Genomic DNA, 13,778 nt, shown 5'->3' with positions numbered 1-13,778 from the left:
GGTCGGCTCCTGTTCACTTGGCGGGCGTGGTCTGCGCCTGCTGCGTGGCGGCCAGCTTCGCGGCGGCCTCGCGGGCCCGGCGGATGTTCTTGAAGCGACGGCCCGCCTCGTACGGGAACACGTCGTGCACGTGCCCCGCGAGGATGCGGTCCTTGTGCCCTTGCCAGAAGGCCGGGTCGAGCAGGTCGCCATGGTGCTTCATGAAGACCTCGCGCACCGCGTCGTTGCCCAAGAGGAAGGGCCCGAAGGTCTCGGGAAAGACATCGTGCGGCCCCACGTGGTACCAGACCTCGCCCGACATCTCTTCTTCTTCGTTGCGCGGCGTGGGCACCTTGCGGAAATTGCAGTCGGTGAGGTACTCGATCTCGTCGTAGTCGTAGAACACGACCTTGCCGTCGCGCGTGACGCCGAAGTTCTTCCACAGCATGTCGCCGGGGAAGATGTTCGCGGCGACCAGGTCCTTGATCGCGTTGCCGTACTCGATGACCGCGTGCTCGATCTGCTTGGGCGTGGCCTCTTGCAGGTAGATGTTGAGCGGGATCATGCGCCGCTCGATGTAGACGTGGCGAATGATCACGTCGTTGCCGTCTTCTTCGAGCACGCTCGGGCAGAAGTGCTTCAGCTCGGCGATCAGCTCGTCTTCGAAGCGCTTGCGCGGGAAGGCCACGTTCGAGAATTCGAGCGTGTCGGCCATGCGGCCCACGCGGTCGTGCTGCTTGACCAGCAGGTACTTGCTCTTGATCAGCTCGCGCGTGGTCTCTTTGGCGGGCGGGTAGAAGTCCTTGATGACCTTGAACACGTAGGGGAACGAGGGCAGGTCGAACACCAGCATCACCATGCCCTTGATGCCGGGCGCGATGCGGAACTGGTCGCCGCTGTGCCGCAGGTGCGCGAGGAAGTCGCGGTAGAACAGGTTCTTGCCGTGCTTTTGCAGGCCCAGTGTGTTGTACAGCTCGGTGCGCGGCTTGCGCGGCATCATCGAGCGCAAGAACTGCACGTAGGCCGACGGGATCTCCATGTTCACCAGGAAGTAGGCCCGCGCGAAGCTGAACAGCATCTGCAGGTCGGCTTCGCCGAAGAGCACCGTGTCGATCACCAGCAGGCCGCTCGGCGCATGCAGGATCGGCAGCGCGAACGGAATCTCTTTGAAGCCGTTGATGATCTTGCCGACGATGTAGGCGCCCTTGTTGCGGAAGAACAGCGACGACAGCACCTGGAACTGGAAGTTCGCCCGCGGGCGGAAGTCGCCCAGCTGGTGCGTGACGGCCTCGACCACGTGGTCCACGTCGCGCTTGAGGTCTTCGAATTCGAGCTGCAGCTGGAAGTTGTTGACCACCCGCAGGAAGGTTTCGCGCAGCGCGTTCTTCGCCGGGTAGTAGGCGCGGTAGGTCGGCGTGGCGGCGGGTTCGTCGTTCTCGATGTACTCGGTCGAGATCGCGGGCCGCACGAAGATGAAGTCGTTCTTGAAGTAGGCCCGGTGCAGGATCTTGGTCGTCACCGAGTTGAAGAAGGTCTCGGCCAGCTCGGGCTGGTGGTGGTTGGTCAGCAGGCCGATGTAGTGCAGCTTCACCTGCTGCCAGACCTCCATGCTCAGCTCGCTGACCTTGAACTCGCTTTGCAGCCGCTCGGCGCATTCATCGACGCGGATGTCATAGAACTCGATGCGGTCGCGCTGAGCATGCTGCTGGCCGTGCCAGTCGGCCTCTTCGAAGCGCTTCTTCGCGTCGGTGCTGGTCTGGCGGAACAGCTGGTAGTGCCGGTCAAAGCCATCGAGCATGGCCTGCGCGATGTCGAAGGCGCGCAGGTCGGTCAGGGCCTGGGGGAAGACGGCCATGCGTTTCATCGGGGTCTTTCTTGAGCGTCAGAGATGCTGTGGAGTGGTGGGGCCGGGTTTCACCGCCAGGACGCCGAGGGCGCAAAGAAAGACGTGCATTTCCTTGGCGTTCTTTGCGTTCTCGGCGTCTTGGCGGTAGACAGAAGCGTGCCAGGCCACCGTGCCGCCCCCAAAGCAGGAATTGTCCCCGGGCCCGTCACATCGTCTCGGCGAAGAGTTCGCGCCCGATCAACATCCGGCGAATTTCGCTGGTGCCGGCGCCGATCTCGTAGAGCTTGGCGTCGCGCCACAGGCGCCCGAGCGGGTAGTCGTTGATGTAGCCGTTGCCGCCGAACACCTGGATGCCTTCGCCGGCCATCCACGTGGCCTTCTCGGCGCACCACAAGATGACACTCGCGCAGTCTTTGCGCACCTGGCGCACGTGCGCGGGGCCCAGCGCGTCGAGGTTCTTGCCCACCGTGTAGCAAAAGGCGCGTGCCGCTTGCAGCACGGTGTACATGTCGGCCAGCTTGCCCTGAATGAGCTGGAACTCGCCGATGCTCTGCCCGAACTGCTTGCGCTCGTGCACGTAGGGCACCACGTTGTCCATCACCGCCTGCATGATGCCGATCGGCCCGGCGGCCAGCACCGCCCGCTCGTAGTCAAGCCCGCTCATCAGCACCTTGGCGCCGCCGTTCACCGCGCCGAGCACGTTCTCGGCCGGCACCTCGACGTTGTCGAACACCAGCTCGCCGGTCGAGCTGCCGCGCATGCCCAGCTTGTCGAGTTTTTGCGCGACGCTGAAGCCCCGCATGCCCTTCTCGACGAGGAAGGCGGTCACCCCGCCGGCGTTCAGTTCGGGCTCGGTCTTGGCGTAGACCACCAGCACGTCGGCGTCGGGCCCGTTGGTGATCCAGAACTTGGTGCCGTTCAGCACGTAGACGCCGCCGCGCTCTTCGGCGCGCAGCTTCATGCTGATGACGTCGCTGCCGGCGCCGGGCTCGCTCATCGCCAGCGCGCCGACGTGTTCGCCGCTGATGAGCTTGGGCAGGTACTTGCGGCGTTGCACCTCGGTGCCGTTGCGCTTGATCTGGTTCACGCACAGGTTGCTGTGCGCGCCGTAGCTCAGGCCAATGCTGGCGCTGGCACGGCTGATCTCTTCCATCGCCACCATGTGGGCCAGGTAGCCCAGGCCAGCGCCGCCGTACTCGTCGCCCACCGTGATGCCCAGTACGCCGAGCGCGCCGAGCTGGGGCCACAGCTCTCTCGGGAAGCGATCGTCGCGGTCGATCTGCGCGGCGCGCGGCGCGATCTCGGCCTGCGCGAAGGCACGCACCGCGTCGCGCAGCGCGTCGATGTCGGGGCCGAGCTGGAAGTCGAGTCCGGGCAGGTTCATGGCAGGGTCTCCTGTGGCGAATGTCGCGGCGCGGCCGGCACCGCGGGACACTTCGGCGACATCATCGCTTCGCGGGCCGTTGTACCGTCATTCAAGCATGAACGCACTCGAACACGAACTCACCTACCCCCTCGGCGACACCTTGCCCGAGCCTGGCCGCACGATCGAGGTGGCACCCGGCGTGCGTTGGGTGCGCATGGGGCTGCCCTTCGCGCTCGACCACATCAACCTGTGGCTGCTGCGCGACCAGCAAGACGGCGTCGAGGGCTGGACCATCGTCGATTGCGGCATCACCAACGACGCCACGCGCGCCGCCTGGGAAGAGGTCTTCGCGCACGAACTCGGCGGCCTGCCGGTGCTGCGCGTGATCGTCACCCACATGCACCCCGACCACATCGGCCTGGCCGCGTGGCTCACCGAGCGCTGGGGGTGCCGGCTGTGGATCAGCGCGACCGACTACCACGGCGCACGCCTGGCCAGCGGCCACAGCACCACCGGTGTCGGCGGCGATTCGGCGGCGGCCTTCATGGCCAGCCACGGCCTCACCGACCCCGAATCGCTCGACAAGATCCGCGGCCGCACGCGCTACTACGCGTCGATGGTGCCCGAGGTGCCCAGCACCTACCGGCGCCTGTTCGACCAGAAGCTCGTGCGCATCGGCGGGCACGACTGGCGTTGCATGGTCGGCTACGGCCACGCGCCCGAGCACATGTCGCTGTACAGCGAGCGCCTGGGCGTGCTGATCTCGGGCGACATGCTGCTGCCGCGCATCTCGACCAACGTCAGCGTGATCGACATGGAGCCCGAGGCCAACCCGCTCGCGCTGTACCTCGCGTCGCTGGAGCGTTATGCGCCGCTGCCCGAATCGACCCTCGTGCTGCCTTCGCACGGCAAGCCCTTCACCGGCATGCACGCGCGCCTGGCGCAGCTGAAGGCCCACCACGACGAGCGCCTGGCCGACGTGATGACCGCGTGCCGGCGCGAGCCGCAAACGGCGGCCGACCTGCTGATGGTGCTGTTCAAGCGCAAGCTCGACCTGCACCAGACCACCTTCGCGATGGGCGAATCGATCGCCCACCTGCACACGCTGTGGCTGGCTGGCGCGCTGAAACGCGAGTTGGGGCGGGACGGCGTCTACCGGTTCTCACCGACCTGAGTTTTGCCCTGCGCGCCGGGCATCGGCGGGCTTTCACGGGCCCTGCTGGCCGACGCCGGGTGGCGGCGTCGTCTGACACGGGCGGCCGCTGCGCCTTCGAATAATCGTTCACAGCCAGGTCGGGTCTTGCGGCGTCATGCCACCCCGGCCTCCTACCCACGATTTGCCAGGAGAGCACGCATGAACAAGTCCGCACTGATCGTCTCGGCCCTTGCCCTGGGCGCCCTCGGCCTGACCGGCTGCGACGTCAACAAGACGCAAGAGGGCGATGTCACGCTGCCCAAGTTCGAGCAGACCAAGGAAGGCAACGTGACGGTGCCGAAGTACGAGGTCACGCCGCCCGACGTGAACGTCACCACCACCGAGAAGAAGATCGACGTGCCGACCGTCAAGACCGAAGAGCGCACGATCGAAGTGCCGAAGGTCGAGGTCACGCCCGCCAAGGACAAGTGACGGCGGGCGGCGATGGCGCGACGGGGTCGCTGCCCCGTCTGCGGCTCACTTCAGCGATTCGATGAGGTCGATGTAGCCCTGCATGGCGGCCTCTTTCGAGCTGCCTTGCAGCTCGTTCCAGGCGTCCCATTTGGCGCGCTCGATGAAGTTGCTGAAACCCGGGCGCTCGCCGGTCGCGTCGCCTTCGCTGCCTTGCTTGTACAGCGCGTACAGCTTCAGCAGCGTCATGTTGTCGGGCTTTTCCGGCAGGTTCTTGGAATCGGCACGGGCTTGCTCGAAGCGGGCGTTCAGGTCGGACATGGCGGACTCTTTCGTTGGGTGACGGCCAGGGCATCGACCCCGGTTGGGCCGACGAAAGTGCGCATGGTACTAAAACGTACCGGCGCCGAATTCACGCCAGGCCGGGCGTGTCGCCCGCGGCCGACGCCCCTGAGCGGCTGGCCAGCAGCGCGTCGAGGTTTTTTTCGATCTGCGCCTGGATGGCCGGGGCGAACGCGCGCATCAGGAAGCCCAGCGTCAGGTTCAGCTCGAAGTGGTCACCTGCGACGACCAGCGCCCCGTCGGCCCCGCTGCGCTTGAACTCGATGGTGTCGCTGAATTCGCCGGCCACATGGGTGGCACCCATGCCGAACTTGGATTCGGCCTCGCGGGCCCATTCGGCCGCGACTTCGCGGGCGGTGGCAAGCCCGAGCTGGTGCTCGCGGCGGATGTGGATGTCGGCCATGGATGAGGGTGTCGGCGTCGAATGAAGGGAAGCGGGATCTCTCAGGGTTGCGCGAGTGTCGCCCGACGCTCTTCGCGCGGCAACGCGGCGAGCCGGCGCACCTCGGCGTAGAAGCGCACGAAGTCACGGCCCTCGCGCTCGTACAGGCGCTCGAATTGGGGCACGAGTTCGTTGTAGGCCGCCAGCACACCGAGCGAGGCGTTGTTGGCGCGCGCCATCCAGAGGTCGTAGCCCTTGAAGCCGTTCCACTGCGTGGCCTTGAGCTGCTCGTATTCGGCGCGCATCGCGGCCATCAACTCGGCCTTGCGCGCGCGCTTGGCGTCGTCGGGCAGGGCGCTCTTGAACAGGGCGTCCATCGCCTCGCGGGTGCGCATCGTCAGCGCACGAAACTGCTGACGCCGCAGATCGTGGCGCGCGTACTCGTCGCGGGCCTCGGGGCTGGCGTGCCGGTCCAGCCAGCGTTGCCCGCCGATGCGTTCGACGGCGGTGGCGAACGATTCGTTGAACATCGTGTCACCGGGCGCGTAGGCGACCTGGTGCGCCAGCTCATGGAAGATCAGCCGCGCCAGTTCGCCCTCGGGGTAGCCGATGAAGGTGTTGAGCAGCGGGTCGGCAAAGTAGGTGCCAGGCAGCTTGCCGAGCGTCGAATATGCGGGCACACCGTACACCGCGGCTTCGAGGCCTTGCGCGCGCAGGTCGTCGGCCAGACGGTCGGCCGGTGCGCGCTCGAAGTAGCCGCGGTAGCTGACGCAGCCGACCACCGGGAAGCACCAGGTCTTGAGCGACAGGCTCAGCTCGGGCGCGGCCACCACGTTGAAGACGGCGGCCGGCCGTTGCAGGTCGGCATAGCGGCGGTAGCTGGCGTTGTCGGGCAGCTTCAGTTCGCTCACCGCGTAGTCGCGCAGGCGCTGGGTCAGGCGCAGGCGTTCGCGCAGGGCCTCGGGGGTCTCGGCGTCGGCAAGCACCTGCTCGACTGGCCGCGCACGGTTGAGCAAATCCAGGTGGCCGCCGACCGACTGCGCGTAGTAGCCGACGCTTGCGCAGCCCGAGGTGAGGCAGGCCGTGGTGAGGGCGAGCGCGGCAACGCCCAGGGTGCTTGCAAGGCTCATCAGCAGCCAGCGCTTCTTCACGATGCGACGGGGTTCATGTGGCCGCGCATGGTAGCGGCGAGCCCGTGCGGGCGCTCGCCCGAGGCCCGAATGGTCATGGGCGCAGGGGTAAACTGAGCCGCACTTTTTCACGTCGCCGGGCGATGCGCCGCCCGGCCCCCGCGCATGCAACTGATCGAATCCATCCTGGCCGACAGTGCGGCCGTCACGGCGATCCGACGCGACCTTCACGCGCACCCCGAGTTGTGTTTCGAAGAACGCCGCACTGCCGACGTGGTGGCGAAGGCGCTCACCGACTGGGGCATCCCGATCCACCGTGGGCTGGGCACGACGGGCGTGGTCGGCATCGTCCAGGGTACGGCCGGCGAGAGCGCCCGCGCCGTCGGCCTGCGCGCCGACATGGACGCGCTGCCCATCACCGAGCACAACACCTTCGCCCACGCCAGCCGCCACCCCGGCAAGATGCACGCTTGCGGCCACGACGGCCACACCGCGATGCTGCTGGCCGCCGCCAAGCACTTGTCGAAGCACCGCGATTTCGCGGGCACCGTGTACCTGATCTTCCAGCCGGCCGAAGAGGGGGGCGGCGGGGCGCGCGAGATGATCCGCGAGGGCCTGTTCGAGCGCTTTCCGATGGAGGCCATCTTCGGCGCGCACAACTGGCCCGGCATGCAGGCCGGGCAGTTTGCGTTGAAGACGGGCCCGTGCTTCGCGTCGAGCAACGAGTTCAAAATCAGCATTCGCGGCAAGGGCTCCCACGCGGCGATGCCGCACGACGGCATCGACCCGGTGCCGGTGGCCTGCCAGATGGTGCAGGCCTTCCAGACCATCATCACGCGCAACAAGCGGCCCATCGACGCGGGAGTGATCTCGGTGACGATGATCCACACCGGCGAGGCCACCAACGTCGTGCCCGACGTCTGCGTGATCGAAGGCACCGTGCGCACCTTCACGCTCGACGTGCTCGACCTCATCGAGCGCCGCATGCAAGACGTCGCCGAGCACACCTGCGCGGCCTTCGGCGCCACGTGCGAGTTCGAGTTCGTGCGCAACTACCCGCCGACCATCAACCACCCGGCCGAGACCGAGTTCGCACGCGGCGTGATGGCCGAAGTCGTCGGCGCGGACAACGTGCTCGAGTTCGAGCCCACGATGGGCGCCGAAGACTTCAGCTACTTTTTGCTCGAAAAACCGGGCTGCTACTTCTTGATCGGCAACGGCGACGGCACGCACCGTGTCGGTGGGCACGGCCTGGGCCCGTGCATGCTGCACAACCCGAGCTACGACTTCAACGACGAGTTGATCCCGCTCGGCGCGACGCTGTGGGTGCGGCTGGCCGAGCGCTGGCTCGCCACGCCACCGCGCTGACGGCCATGGACGCGACCGCCTGCTTCAGCGACACCTACGCGCAGGCCCGCGCGAAGTTCGCGGTGGCGGCCGATGCGGCGGGGCTCGACGTGCACGCGCATGTGCACCCGATGCGCGGACGCGACGGCGAAGAGCTGGCGCTCGACGTGGTGCGCGACGGCCCGCGCGACGCGGCCTCGCTCTTGATCGTCAGCAGCGGCTGCCATGGCATCGAAGGCTTCGGCGGCTCGGGCGCGCAGGTGGCGCTGCTGGGCGACCGCGCCTTCCAGCGCCAGGCCCACGCGGCCGGCGTGGCCGTGCTGTACCTGCATGCGCTCAACCCCTATGGCTTCTCGTGGTGGCGGCGCGTCACGCACGAGAACGTCGATCTCAACCGCAACTTCGTCGATTTCCACCAGCCGCTGCCCGTGAACCCCGGCTATGACGAACTGCTGCCCCTGCTGCTGCCGCGCGAGTGGCCGCCGTCGCCCGAGAACGTGCAGGCCATCGAGCGCTACATCGCCGAACGCGGCCTGCCGGCCTTGCAGGCCGCCGTTTCGTGCGGGCAGTACACGCACGCCGAGGGCCTGTTCTATGGCGGCGTCAACCCGACCTGGAGCCAGGTGCGCGTGCGCCAGGTGCTGCGCGACGAAGCGCAACACGCCGCGCGCATCGGCTGGATCGACCTGCACACCGGCCTCGGCCCGAGCGGCGTGGGCGAACGCATCCTCGCGGCGCGCGACGATGCCGCGACGCGCGCCCGCGCGAAGGCGTGGTGGGGCGAGGTCACGTCCACCGAAGACGGCAGCTCGACCTCGGCACTCTTGACCGGCGAGATGTGGAACGTGGCCTACGAAGAATGCCCGCAGGCCGAGTACACCGGCATCTCACTCGAATACGGCACCGTGCCGGTGCTGGCGATGATCGACGCCCTGCGTGCCGAGCAGTGGCTCGAAAACCACCCCGAAGCGCCGGCCGACCTGGCGAGTGCGATCAAGCAGCAGATGCGTGACGCCTTCTTCACCGACACCGAGCTGTGGAAGCGGCAGGTCGTCGAGCAGGCGCTCGACGCGGCGCGGCAGGCGGTGGCGGGCTTGGCGCGCTGAAGGCGGGCCTCAGGCTTTCCGCAGCTTCCACAGCCGCCAGCCCAGCAGCACCGCGACGATCGCGGCATACACCGCCACCTCGCCGAAGTCGTTCTTGCCGGCGCGCATCCAGAAGAAGTGCAGCAGCGCCAGCAGCGCAATGGCGTAGACCGCCCGGTGCAGCCCCTGCCAGCGCTTCGCGCCCAGCGCCTTGATCGCGCGGTTGAACGAGGTCAGCGCGAGCGGCGTCATCAGCAGCAAGGCGCTGGTGCCGACCAGGATGAAGGGCCGCTTGGCGATGTCGCGCACGATGTCGTCGAACACGAAGCCCTGGTCGAGCCATGCGTAGCAAAGAAAGTGCAGCAGCGCATAGAAGAAGGTGAACAGGCCCAGCATGCGGCGAAAGCGCGCCAGGGCCGGCGTGTTCGTCCACTGGCGCAGCGGCGTGATGGCGAGCGTGGCGCACAGGAAGCGCAGCGTCCAGTCGCCGGTCGATCGGATCAGCGCCTCGGCCGGGTTCGCCCCCAGCGTGTTGGCCACCGCGCCGTAAACAAGCCACGCGAAGGGCAGCAGCGCCGCAGCGAACAACAAGCCCTTGGCGGCCGGGTGCAGCCAGGGCGAACGCGCGCGCGGCAGGGTAGCCGTGGTGGCGCTCACCTCAGTAGAACTTCTTCAGGTCCATGCCGGCGTAGAGCGAGCCGACCTGCGCTTCGTAGCCGTTGAACATCGCCGTCGGCCGCTTGCGCGAGAAGAGTCCATCTTCGCCGATGCGGCGCTCGGTGGCCTGGCTCCAGCGCGGGTGATCGACCTTCGGGTTCACGTTCGAGAAGAAGCCGTATTCCTGCGGGGCCGAGAGATTCCACGAGGTCTTGGGCTGCTGCGCCGTGAAGCGGATCTTCACGATCGACTTGCCGCTCTTGAAGCCGTACTTCCACGGCGTGACCAGTCGCACCGGCGCGCCGTTCTGCTGCGGCAGCACCTCGCCATACAGGCCGAAGCTCAAGAGCGTCAGCGGGTGCAGGGCTTCGTCCAGGCGCAGGCCTTCGAGGTACGGCCAGTCGAGCACCCCCGAGTTCAGCCCTGGCATCTGCCGCTTGTCGGCCAGCGTCACGAACTCGACGTACTTCGCATTGCCGTTGGGTTCGACGCGCTTGATCAACTCGGCCAGCGAGTAGCCCTGCCACGGCACCACCATCGACCAGCCCTCGACGCAGCGCAGCCGGTAAATGCGCTCTTCCATCGGCGCGAGCTTGAGCAGCTCATCGATGTCGTAGACCTTGGGCTTCTTCACCTCGCCTTCGACGGCGACTGTCCAGGGCCGCGTCTTCAGTGTCTTGGGTGCGCGCCCGGGGTCGGCTTTGTCGGTGCCGAACTCGTAGAAGTTGTTGTAGCTGGTGACGTCGTCGTAGGCGGTGAGCTTTTCCATCGTGACCGCGCCGGCCACCGTGCTGCGGGTGCCGGGCAGGGCGGCGAGCTTGCCCGGCCGGGCGGCTTGGGCGAGTGCGTCGCGGGCCGCCCAGCTGGCCATCGTCGCGCCCGCGGCGCCCAGCGCCAGGTGCTTGAGCAATTCGCGCCGTTGTTCGTAGACGCTGCGCGGCGTGATTTCGCTGGCGACGGGGTGGACGAAGCCACGGTCTTTCAGGAAGTGCATGGACGGAACTCCGGGCGCGCGAAGGCCGCGCCAAACCTGGGAAGACCGGTTGGAGCACCGGCGTGGGCGGCGGTTCCTCGCCGCGGGCCGGCTCGGGCCCGGCGCACGCTCAGCGCAGGTCGCCGAAGTTCGTGTCGTCGATCAGCGAGCCGAAGGCCGACTCGGAGAACAACCGCAGCGAGTTGCGCGACACCCGCTCGCGGAAGCTCTTGCGTGCGAAGAGCTTGGCCTGGGCCTCGCCGGGCAGGTCGGTGATGTTGAGGACGTTCTTGACGATCAGCGTGTCGATCACGTCTTCGATCACCCGCACGAAGTCGGCATCGAGCCGGCTGAACTCGGCGGGGCTGGTGGTGACGGTGTGGCCGAGGAAGCCCATCAACTCGGGGCTGCCGTCGGGCAGGAACTCCATGCCCGGGTCACCGTGGCGGTGCAGGCTTTCGATCTGGCCGTCTGGGCCACGCCGGATGTAGGGCATGCGAACGGGTCCCCGAGTGAACTTGGCCGCACTATAGCCCTGGCTTTTGGCCTTGTGCCATGTAAGTTCTGACACCACGCCGGCGTGGCACGGGCGCAAAAAAGGCCGGTCAGTGACCGGCCTTTTGGGGTTGCGCAGCGCTCGCGATCAGCGCATGCCGGCGATGTAATCGGCCACCGCCTTGATCTCGGCGTCGTTCATCTTCGCGGTGATGGCCGTCATTTGCGGGCTGTTGTCGCGCTTGCCGGCGCGGAAGGCGAGCAGCTGCGCTTCGGTGTAATCGCCGTGCTGGCCGCGCAGGCGCGGGTACTGGGCGGGAATGCCGGCGCCCGACGGGCTGTGGCAGCCCGAACAGGCCGGGATGCTGCGGTCGGCAATGCCGCCACGGTAGATCTTCTCGCCCAGGGCCACGGTGGCCTTGTTCTTGGCGAAGCCGGGCTTGGCGTCCTTGGTGCCGTAGAAGGCGGCCACGTTGCGCATGTCGGCTTCGCTCAGCGCGGTGGCGAAAGCCTTCATCACGGCGCTGGCGCGCTTGCCGGACTTGAACTCGCCCAGCTGCTTGACGATGTACTCAGGGTGCTGGCCCTGGATGATCGGGTTGGCCGGCGCGCCGCGCGACCCATCGGTGGTGTGGCAGGCAGCGCACACGCTGGTCGCGATCGCTTGGCCCTTGGCCAGATCGGGCTTGGCGACGGCTTGGGGATCCGCGGCGTGGGCCGGGGCCAGCGCGGCAGCCAGCATCAGACTCGACAGCAAAGGGGCAAGAGACTTCATGGGCGTGGATTTTCCGGGTGCAAAACCCGGCGATTTTACAATGCCTGTTTCAGGTGCCGCGCATGACCGAACCCAACAAGTCCCGCCCGCCGGTCAGCGAAGCCGCCGCGACCCCCGTCGCCAGCCCCCTCGACCCGCAAAAAATCGCCCTCGGCTGGGCCCACACGGCCCGCTTTCTCACCACCGCGAGCGAGCTGCACCAACTGCCTCCGACCGACCTGCCCGAGATCGCCTTCGTCGGCCGCTCGAATGCCGGCAAGTCCACGGCCATCAACACGCTCACGCAGCAAAAGCGCCTGGCATTCGCATCGAAGACACCCGGCCGCACGCAGCACATCAACCTGTTCGAGCTGGGCCCCAAGCTCGCGGCCGACGCGCTGTTTGCCGACCTGCCCGGCTACGGCTACGCGGCGGTGGCGCGCGGCGCCAAGCTGCGCTGGCAGAAGGTGATGGCCGACTACCTGGAGCTGCGCCGCAGCCTCGCCGGCGTGGTGCTGATGGTCGATCCGCGGCTGGGCTTCACCGACCTCGACCGCCAGCTGCTTGAATTTGTCGCGCCGCGTGTCGGCTCGGGCGCGGTCAAGCTGCTGGTGCTGCTGACCAAGTCGGACAAGCTCAACCGCCGCGAGGCCAACGACGCGCTGGCTTCGGCCCAGGCCGTGCTCGGCGAGATGACCACCGACGAGGCCGACGTGAGCGTGGCGCTCTTCTCGGCGCTCAAGAAGAGCGGCGTGGGCGATGCGGCCGAGGTGCTGCACGCCTGGTGCCACCCCGAGCGTCTGGCATGAGACGCCACGTGGCGAGGCGGGCCGAGCGCCGGGCCGCTCCCAAGCCGGCCCGCATCCCCTCGGGGGATCGGCCGATGTATTCATTGGACGAGGGGCTGACATGAACATTGAGACCTTCTTCGCCGAACTGCCCGGCAGCATTCGCCTGCATTGCCGCGCCAGCGGCCCGAAAGACGCGCCGGTGCTGATGTTCGTGCACGGCTTTCCCGAGGCCGCCTTCGTGTGGGACGAACTGCTCGCGCATTTCGGCACTCGCTATCGCTGCATCGCGCCCAACCTGCGTGGCTATGAAGAGTCGTCCAAGCCTGAAGGCGTCGAGGCCTACCGCGCCAAGCTCGTCATCGGCGACCTGCTGGCGTTGATCGCACAGCAGTCCAGCGGCCCGCTCGAAGCGCTGGTCGCGCACGACTGGGGCGGCGCCTTGGCCTGGGGCCTGGCCATCGCGCGACCGCAGGCCTTGAAGCGCTTGGTGATCGTCAACGCACCGCACCCGGGGCCCTTTCTCAAGGCGCTGCAAAGCGACCCGGCTCAGCAGGCGGCCAGTGCCTACATCAACGCGCTGCGGGCACCCGAGGCGGCGGCGACCCTCAGCGCCGATGACTTTGCCTACCTGTGGGGCCGGCTGGCCGGCTTCGGCAACACGGCCGGCTGGCTGACCGAGGCGGTGAAAGACCAGTACCGCGCCGTCTGGCGGCAGGGACTGGAGGGCATGCTCAACTACTACCGCGCGTCGCCGCTGCGTCCGCCCACGGCCGACGACAAGAGCGTGATGGACCTGCACTACCCCGTCGAGGCGCTGCAGGTGAAGGTGCCCACGCACGTCGTGTGGGCCGAGGCCGACCACGCGCTGCTGCCCTGCCTGCTCGACGGGCTCGACGCCTACGTGCCGCAGCTCCGTGTGACGCGCGTGCCGGGTGGTTCGCACTGGATCGTGCACGAACAGCCCGGTCTTGTGGCTCGCGAGATCGAAGCGGCGCTGGCCCGGTGACGGGGCTGCCGCCGCGCCG

General features: G+C 67.6%; 15 protein-coding genes. 6 read left to right on the top strand and 9 right to left on the bottom strand.

What is annotated here, in order from left to right:
• Window positions 1-13 precede the first annotated feature (13 nt).
• Both aceK and AC1KAT_RS12600 read right to left on the bottom strand, forming a co-directional pair.
• Window positions 14-1,834 carry a bifunctional isocitrate dehydrogenase kinase/phosphatase gene (gene aceK / locus AC1KAT_RS12605; protein ID WP_480326557.1) on the bottom strand — a complete coding sequence of 607 codons (1,821 nt, stop codon included), beginning with the start codon at window positions 1,832-1,834 and terminating at the stop codon, window positions 14-16.
• 196 nt (window positions 1,835-2,030) lie between these two features.
• Entirely contained in the window at window positions 2,031-3,209 is a 1,179-nt protein-coding gene (locus AC1KAT_RS12600; protein ID WP_480326364.1) for an isovaleryl-CoA dehydrogenase, read from the bottom strand.
• A gap of 97 nt (window positions 3,210-3,306) precedes the next feature.
• On the opposite strand from AC1KAT_RS12600, the gene AC1KAT_RS12595 reads away from it, so the two are divergent.
• Window positions 3,307-4,365 (top strand): MBL fold metallo-hydrolase, encoded by a 1,059-nt coding sequence (locus AC1KAT_RS12595; RefSeq protein ID WP_480326362.1) that lies wholly within the window; start codon window positions 3,307-3,309, stop codon window positions 4,363-4,365.
• Window positions 4,366-4,545: 180 nt separating this feature from the next.
• Window positions 4,546-4,818, top strand: coding sequence for a hypothetical protein (locus tag AC1KAT_RS12590; RefSeq protein ID WP_480326360.1), 273 nt, complete (start codon window positions 4,546-4,548; stop codon window positions 4,816-4,818).
• 45 nt (window positions 4,819-4,863) lie between these two features.
• Here the strand turns inward: AC1KAT_RS12590 and AC1KAT_RS12585 are convergent, their stop codons facing one another.
• From AC1KAT_RS12585 to AC1KAT_RS12575, 3 genes are all read right to left on the bottom strand, one after another.
• Complete coding sequence (locus AC1KAT_RS12585; RefSeq protein WP_480326358.1) at window positions 4,864-5,118, bottom strand: acyl-CoA-binding protein; 255 nt, start codon at window positions 5,116-5,118, stop codon at window positions 4,864-4,866.
• Between the two features lie 91 nt (window positions 5,119-5,209).
• Entirely contained in the window at window positions 5,210-5,542 is a 333-nt protein-coding gene (locus tag AC1KAT_RS12580) for a polyhydroxyalkanoic acid system family protein (RefSeq protein ID WP_480326356.1), read from the bottom strand.
• 41 nt (window positions 5,543-5,583) lie between these two features.
• Window positions 5,584-6,651 carry an aminopeptidase gene (locus AC1KAT_RS12575; RefSeq protein WP_480326354.1) on the bottom strand — a complete coding sequence of 356 codons (1,068 nt, stop codon included), beginning with the start codon at window positions 6,649-6,651 and terminating at the stop codon, window positions 5,584-5,586.
• Window positions 6,652-6,816: 165 nt separating this feature from the next.
• Between AC1KAT_RS12575 and AC1KAT_RS12570 the strand changes: the two genes are divergently transcribed.
• Both AC1KAT_RS12570 and AC1KAT_RS12565 read left to right on the top strand, forming a co-directional pair.
• Window positions 6,817-8,019 (top strand): M20 aminoacylase family protein, encoded by a 1,203-nt coding sequence (locus tag AC1KAT_RS12570; protein WP_480326352.1) that lies wholly within the window; start codon window positions 6,817-6,819, stop codon window positions 8,017-8,019.
• 5 nt (window positions 8,020-8,024) lie between these two features.
• A complete protein-coding gene (locus AC1KAT_RS12565; protein WP_480326350.1) occupies window positions 8,025-9,104 on the top strand; it encodes a M14 family metallopeptidase in 1,080 nt (359 codons plus the stop codon).
• Between the two features lie 9 nt (window positions 9,105-9,113).
• On the opposite strand, the gene AC1KAT_RS12560 is transcribed toward AC1KAT_RS12565, so the two are convergent.
• The 4 genes from AC1KAT_RS12560 to AC1KAT_RS12545 all read right to left on the bottom strand — a co-directional run bounded on the left by AC1KAT_RS12560 (window position 9,114) and on the right by AC1KAT_RS12545 (window position 11,983).
• A complete protein-coding gene (locus AC1KAT_RS12560) occupies window positions 9,114-9,740 on the bottom strand; it encodes a protein-methionine-sulfoxide reductase heme-binding subunit MsrQ (RefSeq protein ID WP_480326348.1) in 627 nt (208 codons plus the stop codon).
• A gap of 1 nt (window position 9,741) precedes the next feature.
• Complete coding sequence (gene msrP, locus AC1KAT_RS12555) at window positions 9,742-10,734, bottom strand: protein-methionine-sulfoxide reductase catalytic subunit MsrP (protein ID WP_480326346.1); 993 nt, start codon at window positions 10,732-10,734, stop codon at window positions 9,742-9,744.
• A gap of 109 nt (window positions 10,735-10,843) precedes the next feature.
• A complete protein-coding gene (locus AC1KAT_RS12550) occupies window positions 10,844-11,209 on the bottom strand; it encodes a hypothetical protein (RefSeq protein WP_480326344.1) in 366 nt (121 codons plus the stop codon).
• 147 nt (window positions 11,210-11,356) lie between these two features.
• Complete coding sequence (locus tag AC1KAT_RS12545; RefSeq protein ID WP_480326340.1) at window positions 11,357-11,983, bottom strand: c-type cytochrome; 627 nt, start codon at window positions 11,981-11,983, stop codon at window positions 11,357-11,359.
• A 62-nt stretch (window positions 11,984-12,045) separates the two neighbouring features.
• Between AC1KAT_RS12545 and yihA the strand changes: the two genes are divergently transcribed.
• Together yihA and AC1KAT_RS12535 are read left to right on the top strand one after the other, a co-directional pair.
• Window positions 12,046-12,771 (top strand): ribosome biogenesis GTP-binding protein YihA/YsxC, encoded by a 726-nt coding sequence (gene yihA / locus AC1KAT_RS12540; RefSeq protein ID WP_480326338.1) that lies wholly within the window; start codon window positions 12,046-12,048, stop codon window positions 12,769-12,771.
• Window positions 12,772-12,871: 100 nt separating this feature from the next.
• Window positions 12,872-13,759, top strand: a complete 888-nt coding sequence (locus AC1KAT_RS12535; RefSeq protein WP_480326336.1) for an alpha/beta fold hydrolase — start codon at window positions 12,872-12,874, stop codon at window positions 13,757-13,759.
• The last annotated feature ends 19 nt before the right edge of the window (window positions 13,760-13,778 follow it).

It is taken from the genome of Piscinibacter sp. PDB5-1, assembly GCF_056676035.1.
This window is presented reverse-complemented; position numbering and strand designations above follow the sequence as displayed.

Excerpts from the sequence above, each read along its gene's own strand:
- aceK (WP_480326557.1), bottom strand. The coding sequence starts at position 1,834 with ATGGCCGTCTTCCCCCAGGCCCTGACCGACCTGCGCGCCTTCGACATC.
- AC1KAT_RS12600 (WP_480326364.1), bottom strand. The coding sequence starts at position 3,209 with ATGAACCTGCCCGGACTCGACTTCCAGCTCGGCCCCGACATCGACGCG.
- AC1KAT_RS12595 (WP_480326362.1), top strand. The coding sequence starts at position 3,307 with ATGAACGCACTCGAACACGAACTCACCTACCCCCTCGGCGACACCTTG.
- AC1KAT_RS12590 (WP_480326360.1), top strand. The coding sequence starts at position 4,546 with ATGAACAAGTCCGCACTGATCGTCTCGGCCCTTGCCCTGGGCGCCCTC.
- AC1KAT_RS12585 (WP_480326358.1), bottom strand. The coding sequence starts at position 5,118 with ATGTCCGACCTGAACGCCCGCTTCGAGCAAGCCCGTGCCGATTCCAAG.
- AC1KAT_RS12580 (WP_480326356.1), bottom strand. The coding sequence starts at position 5,542 with ATGGCCGACATCCACATCCGCCGCGAGCACCAGCTCGGGCTTGCCACC.
- AC1KAT_RS12575 (WP_480326354.1), bottom strand. The coding sequence starts at position 6,651 with ATGAGCCTTGCAAGCACCCTGGGCGTTGCCGCGCTCGCCCTCACCACG.
- AC1KAT_RS12570 (WP_480326352.1), top strand. The coding sequence starts at position 6,817 with ATGCAACTGATCGAATCCATCCTGGCCGACAGTGCGGCCGTCACGGCG.
- AC1KAT_RS12565 (WP_480326350.1), top strand. The coding sequence starts at position 8,025 with ATGGACGCGACCGCCTGCTTCAGCGACACCTACGCGCAGGCCCGCGCG.
- msrP (WP_480326346.1), bottom strand. The coding sequence starts at position 10,734 with ATGCACTTCCTGAAAGACCGTGGCTTCGTCCACCCCGTCGCCAGCGAA.
- AC1KAT_RS12550 (WP_480326344.1), bottom strand. The coding sequence starts at position 11,209 with ATGCCCTACATCCGGCGTGGCCCAGACGGCCAGATCGAAAGCCTGCAC.
- AC1KAT_RS12545 (WP_480326340.1), bottom strand. The coding sequence starts at position 11,983 with ATGAAGTCTCTTGCCCCTTTGCTGTCGAGTCTGATGCTGGCTGCCGCG.
- yihA (WP_480326338.1), top strand. The coding sequence starts at position 12,046 with ATGACCGAACCCAACAAGTCCCGCCCGCCGGTCAGCGAAGCCGCCGCG.
- AC1KAT_RS12535 (WP_480326336.1), top strand. The coding sequence starts at position 12,872 with ATGAACATTGAGACCTTCTTCGCCGAACTGCCCGGCAGCATTCGCCTG.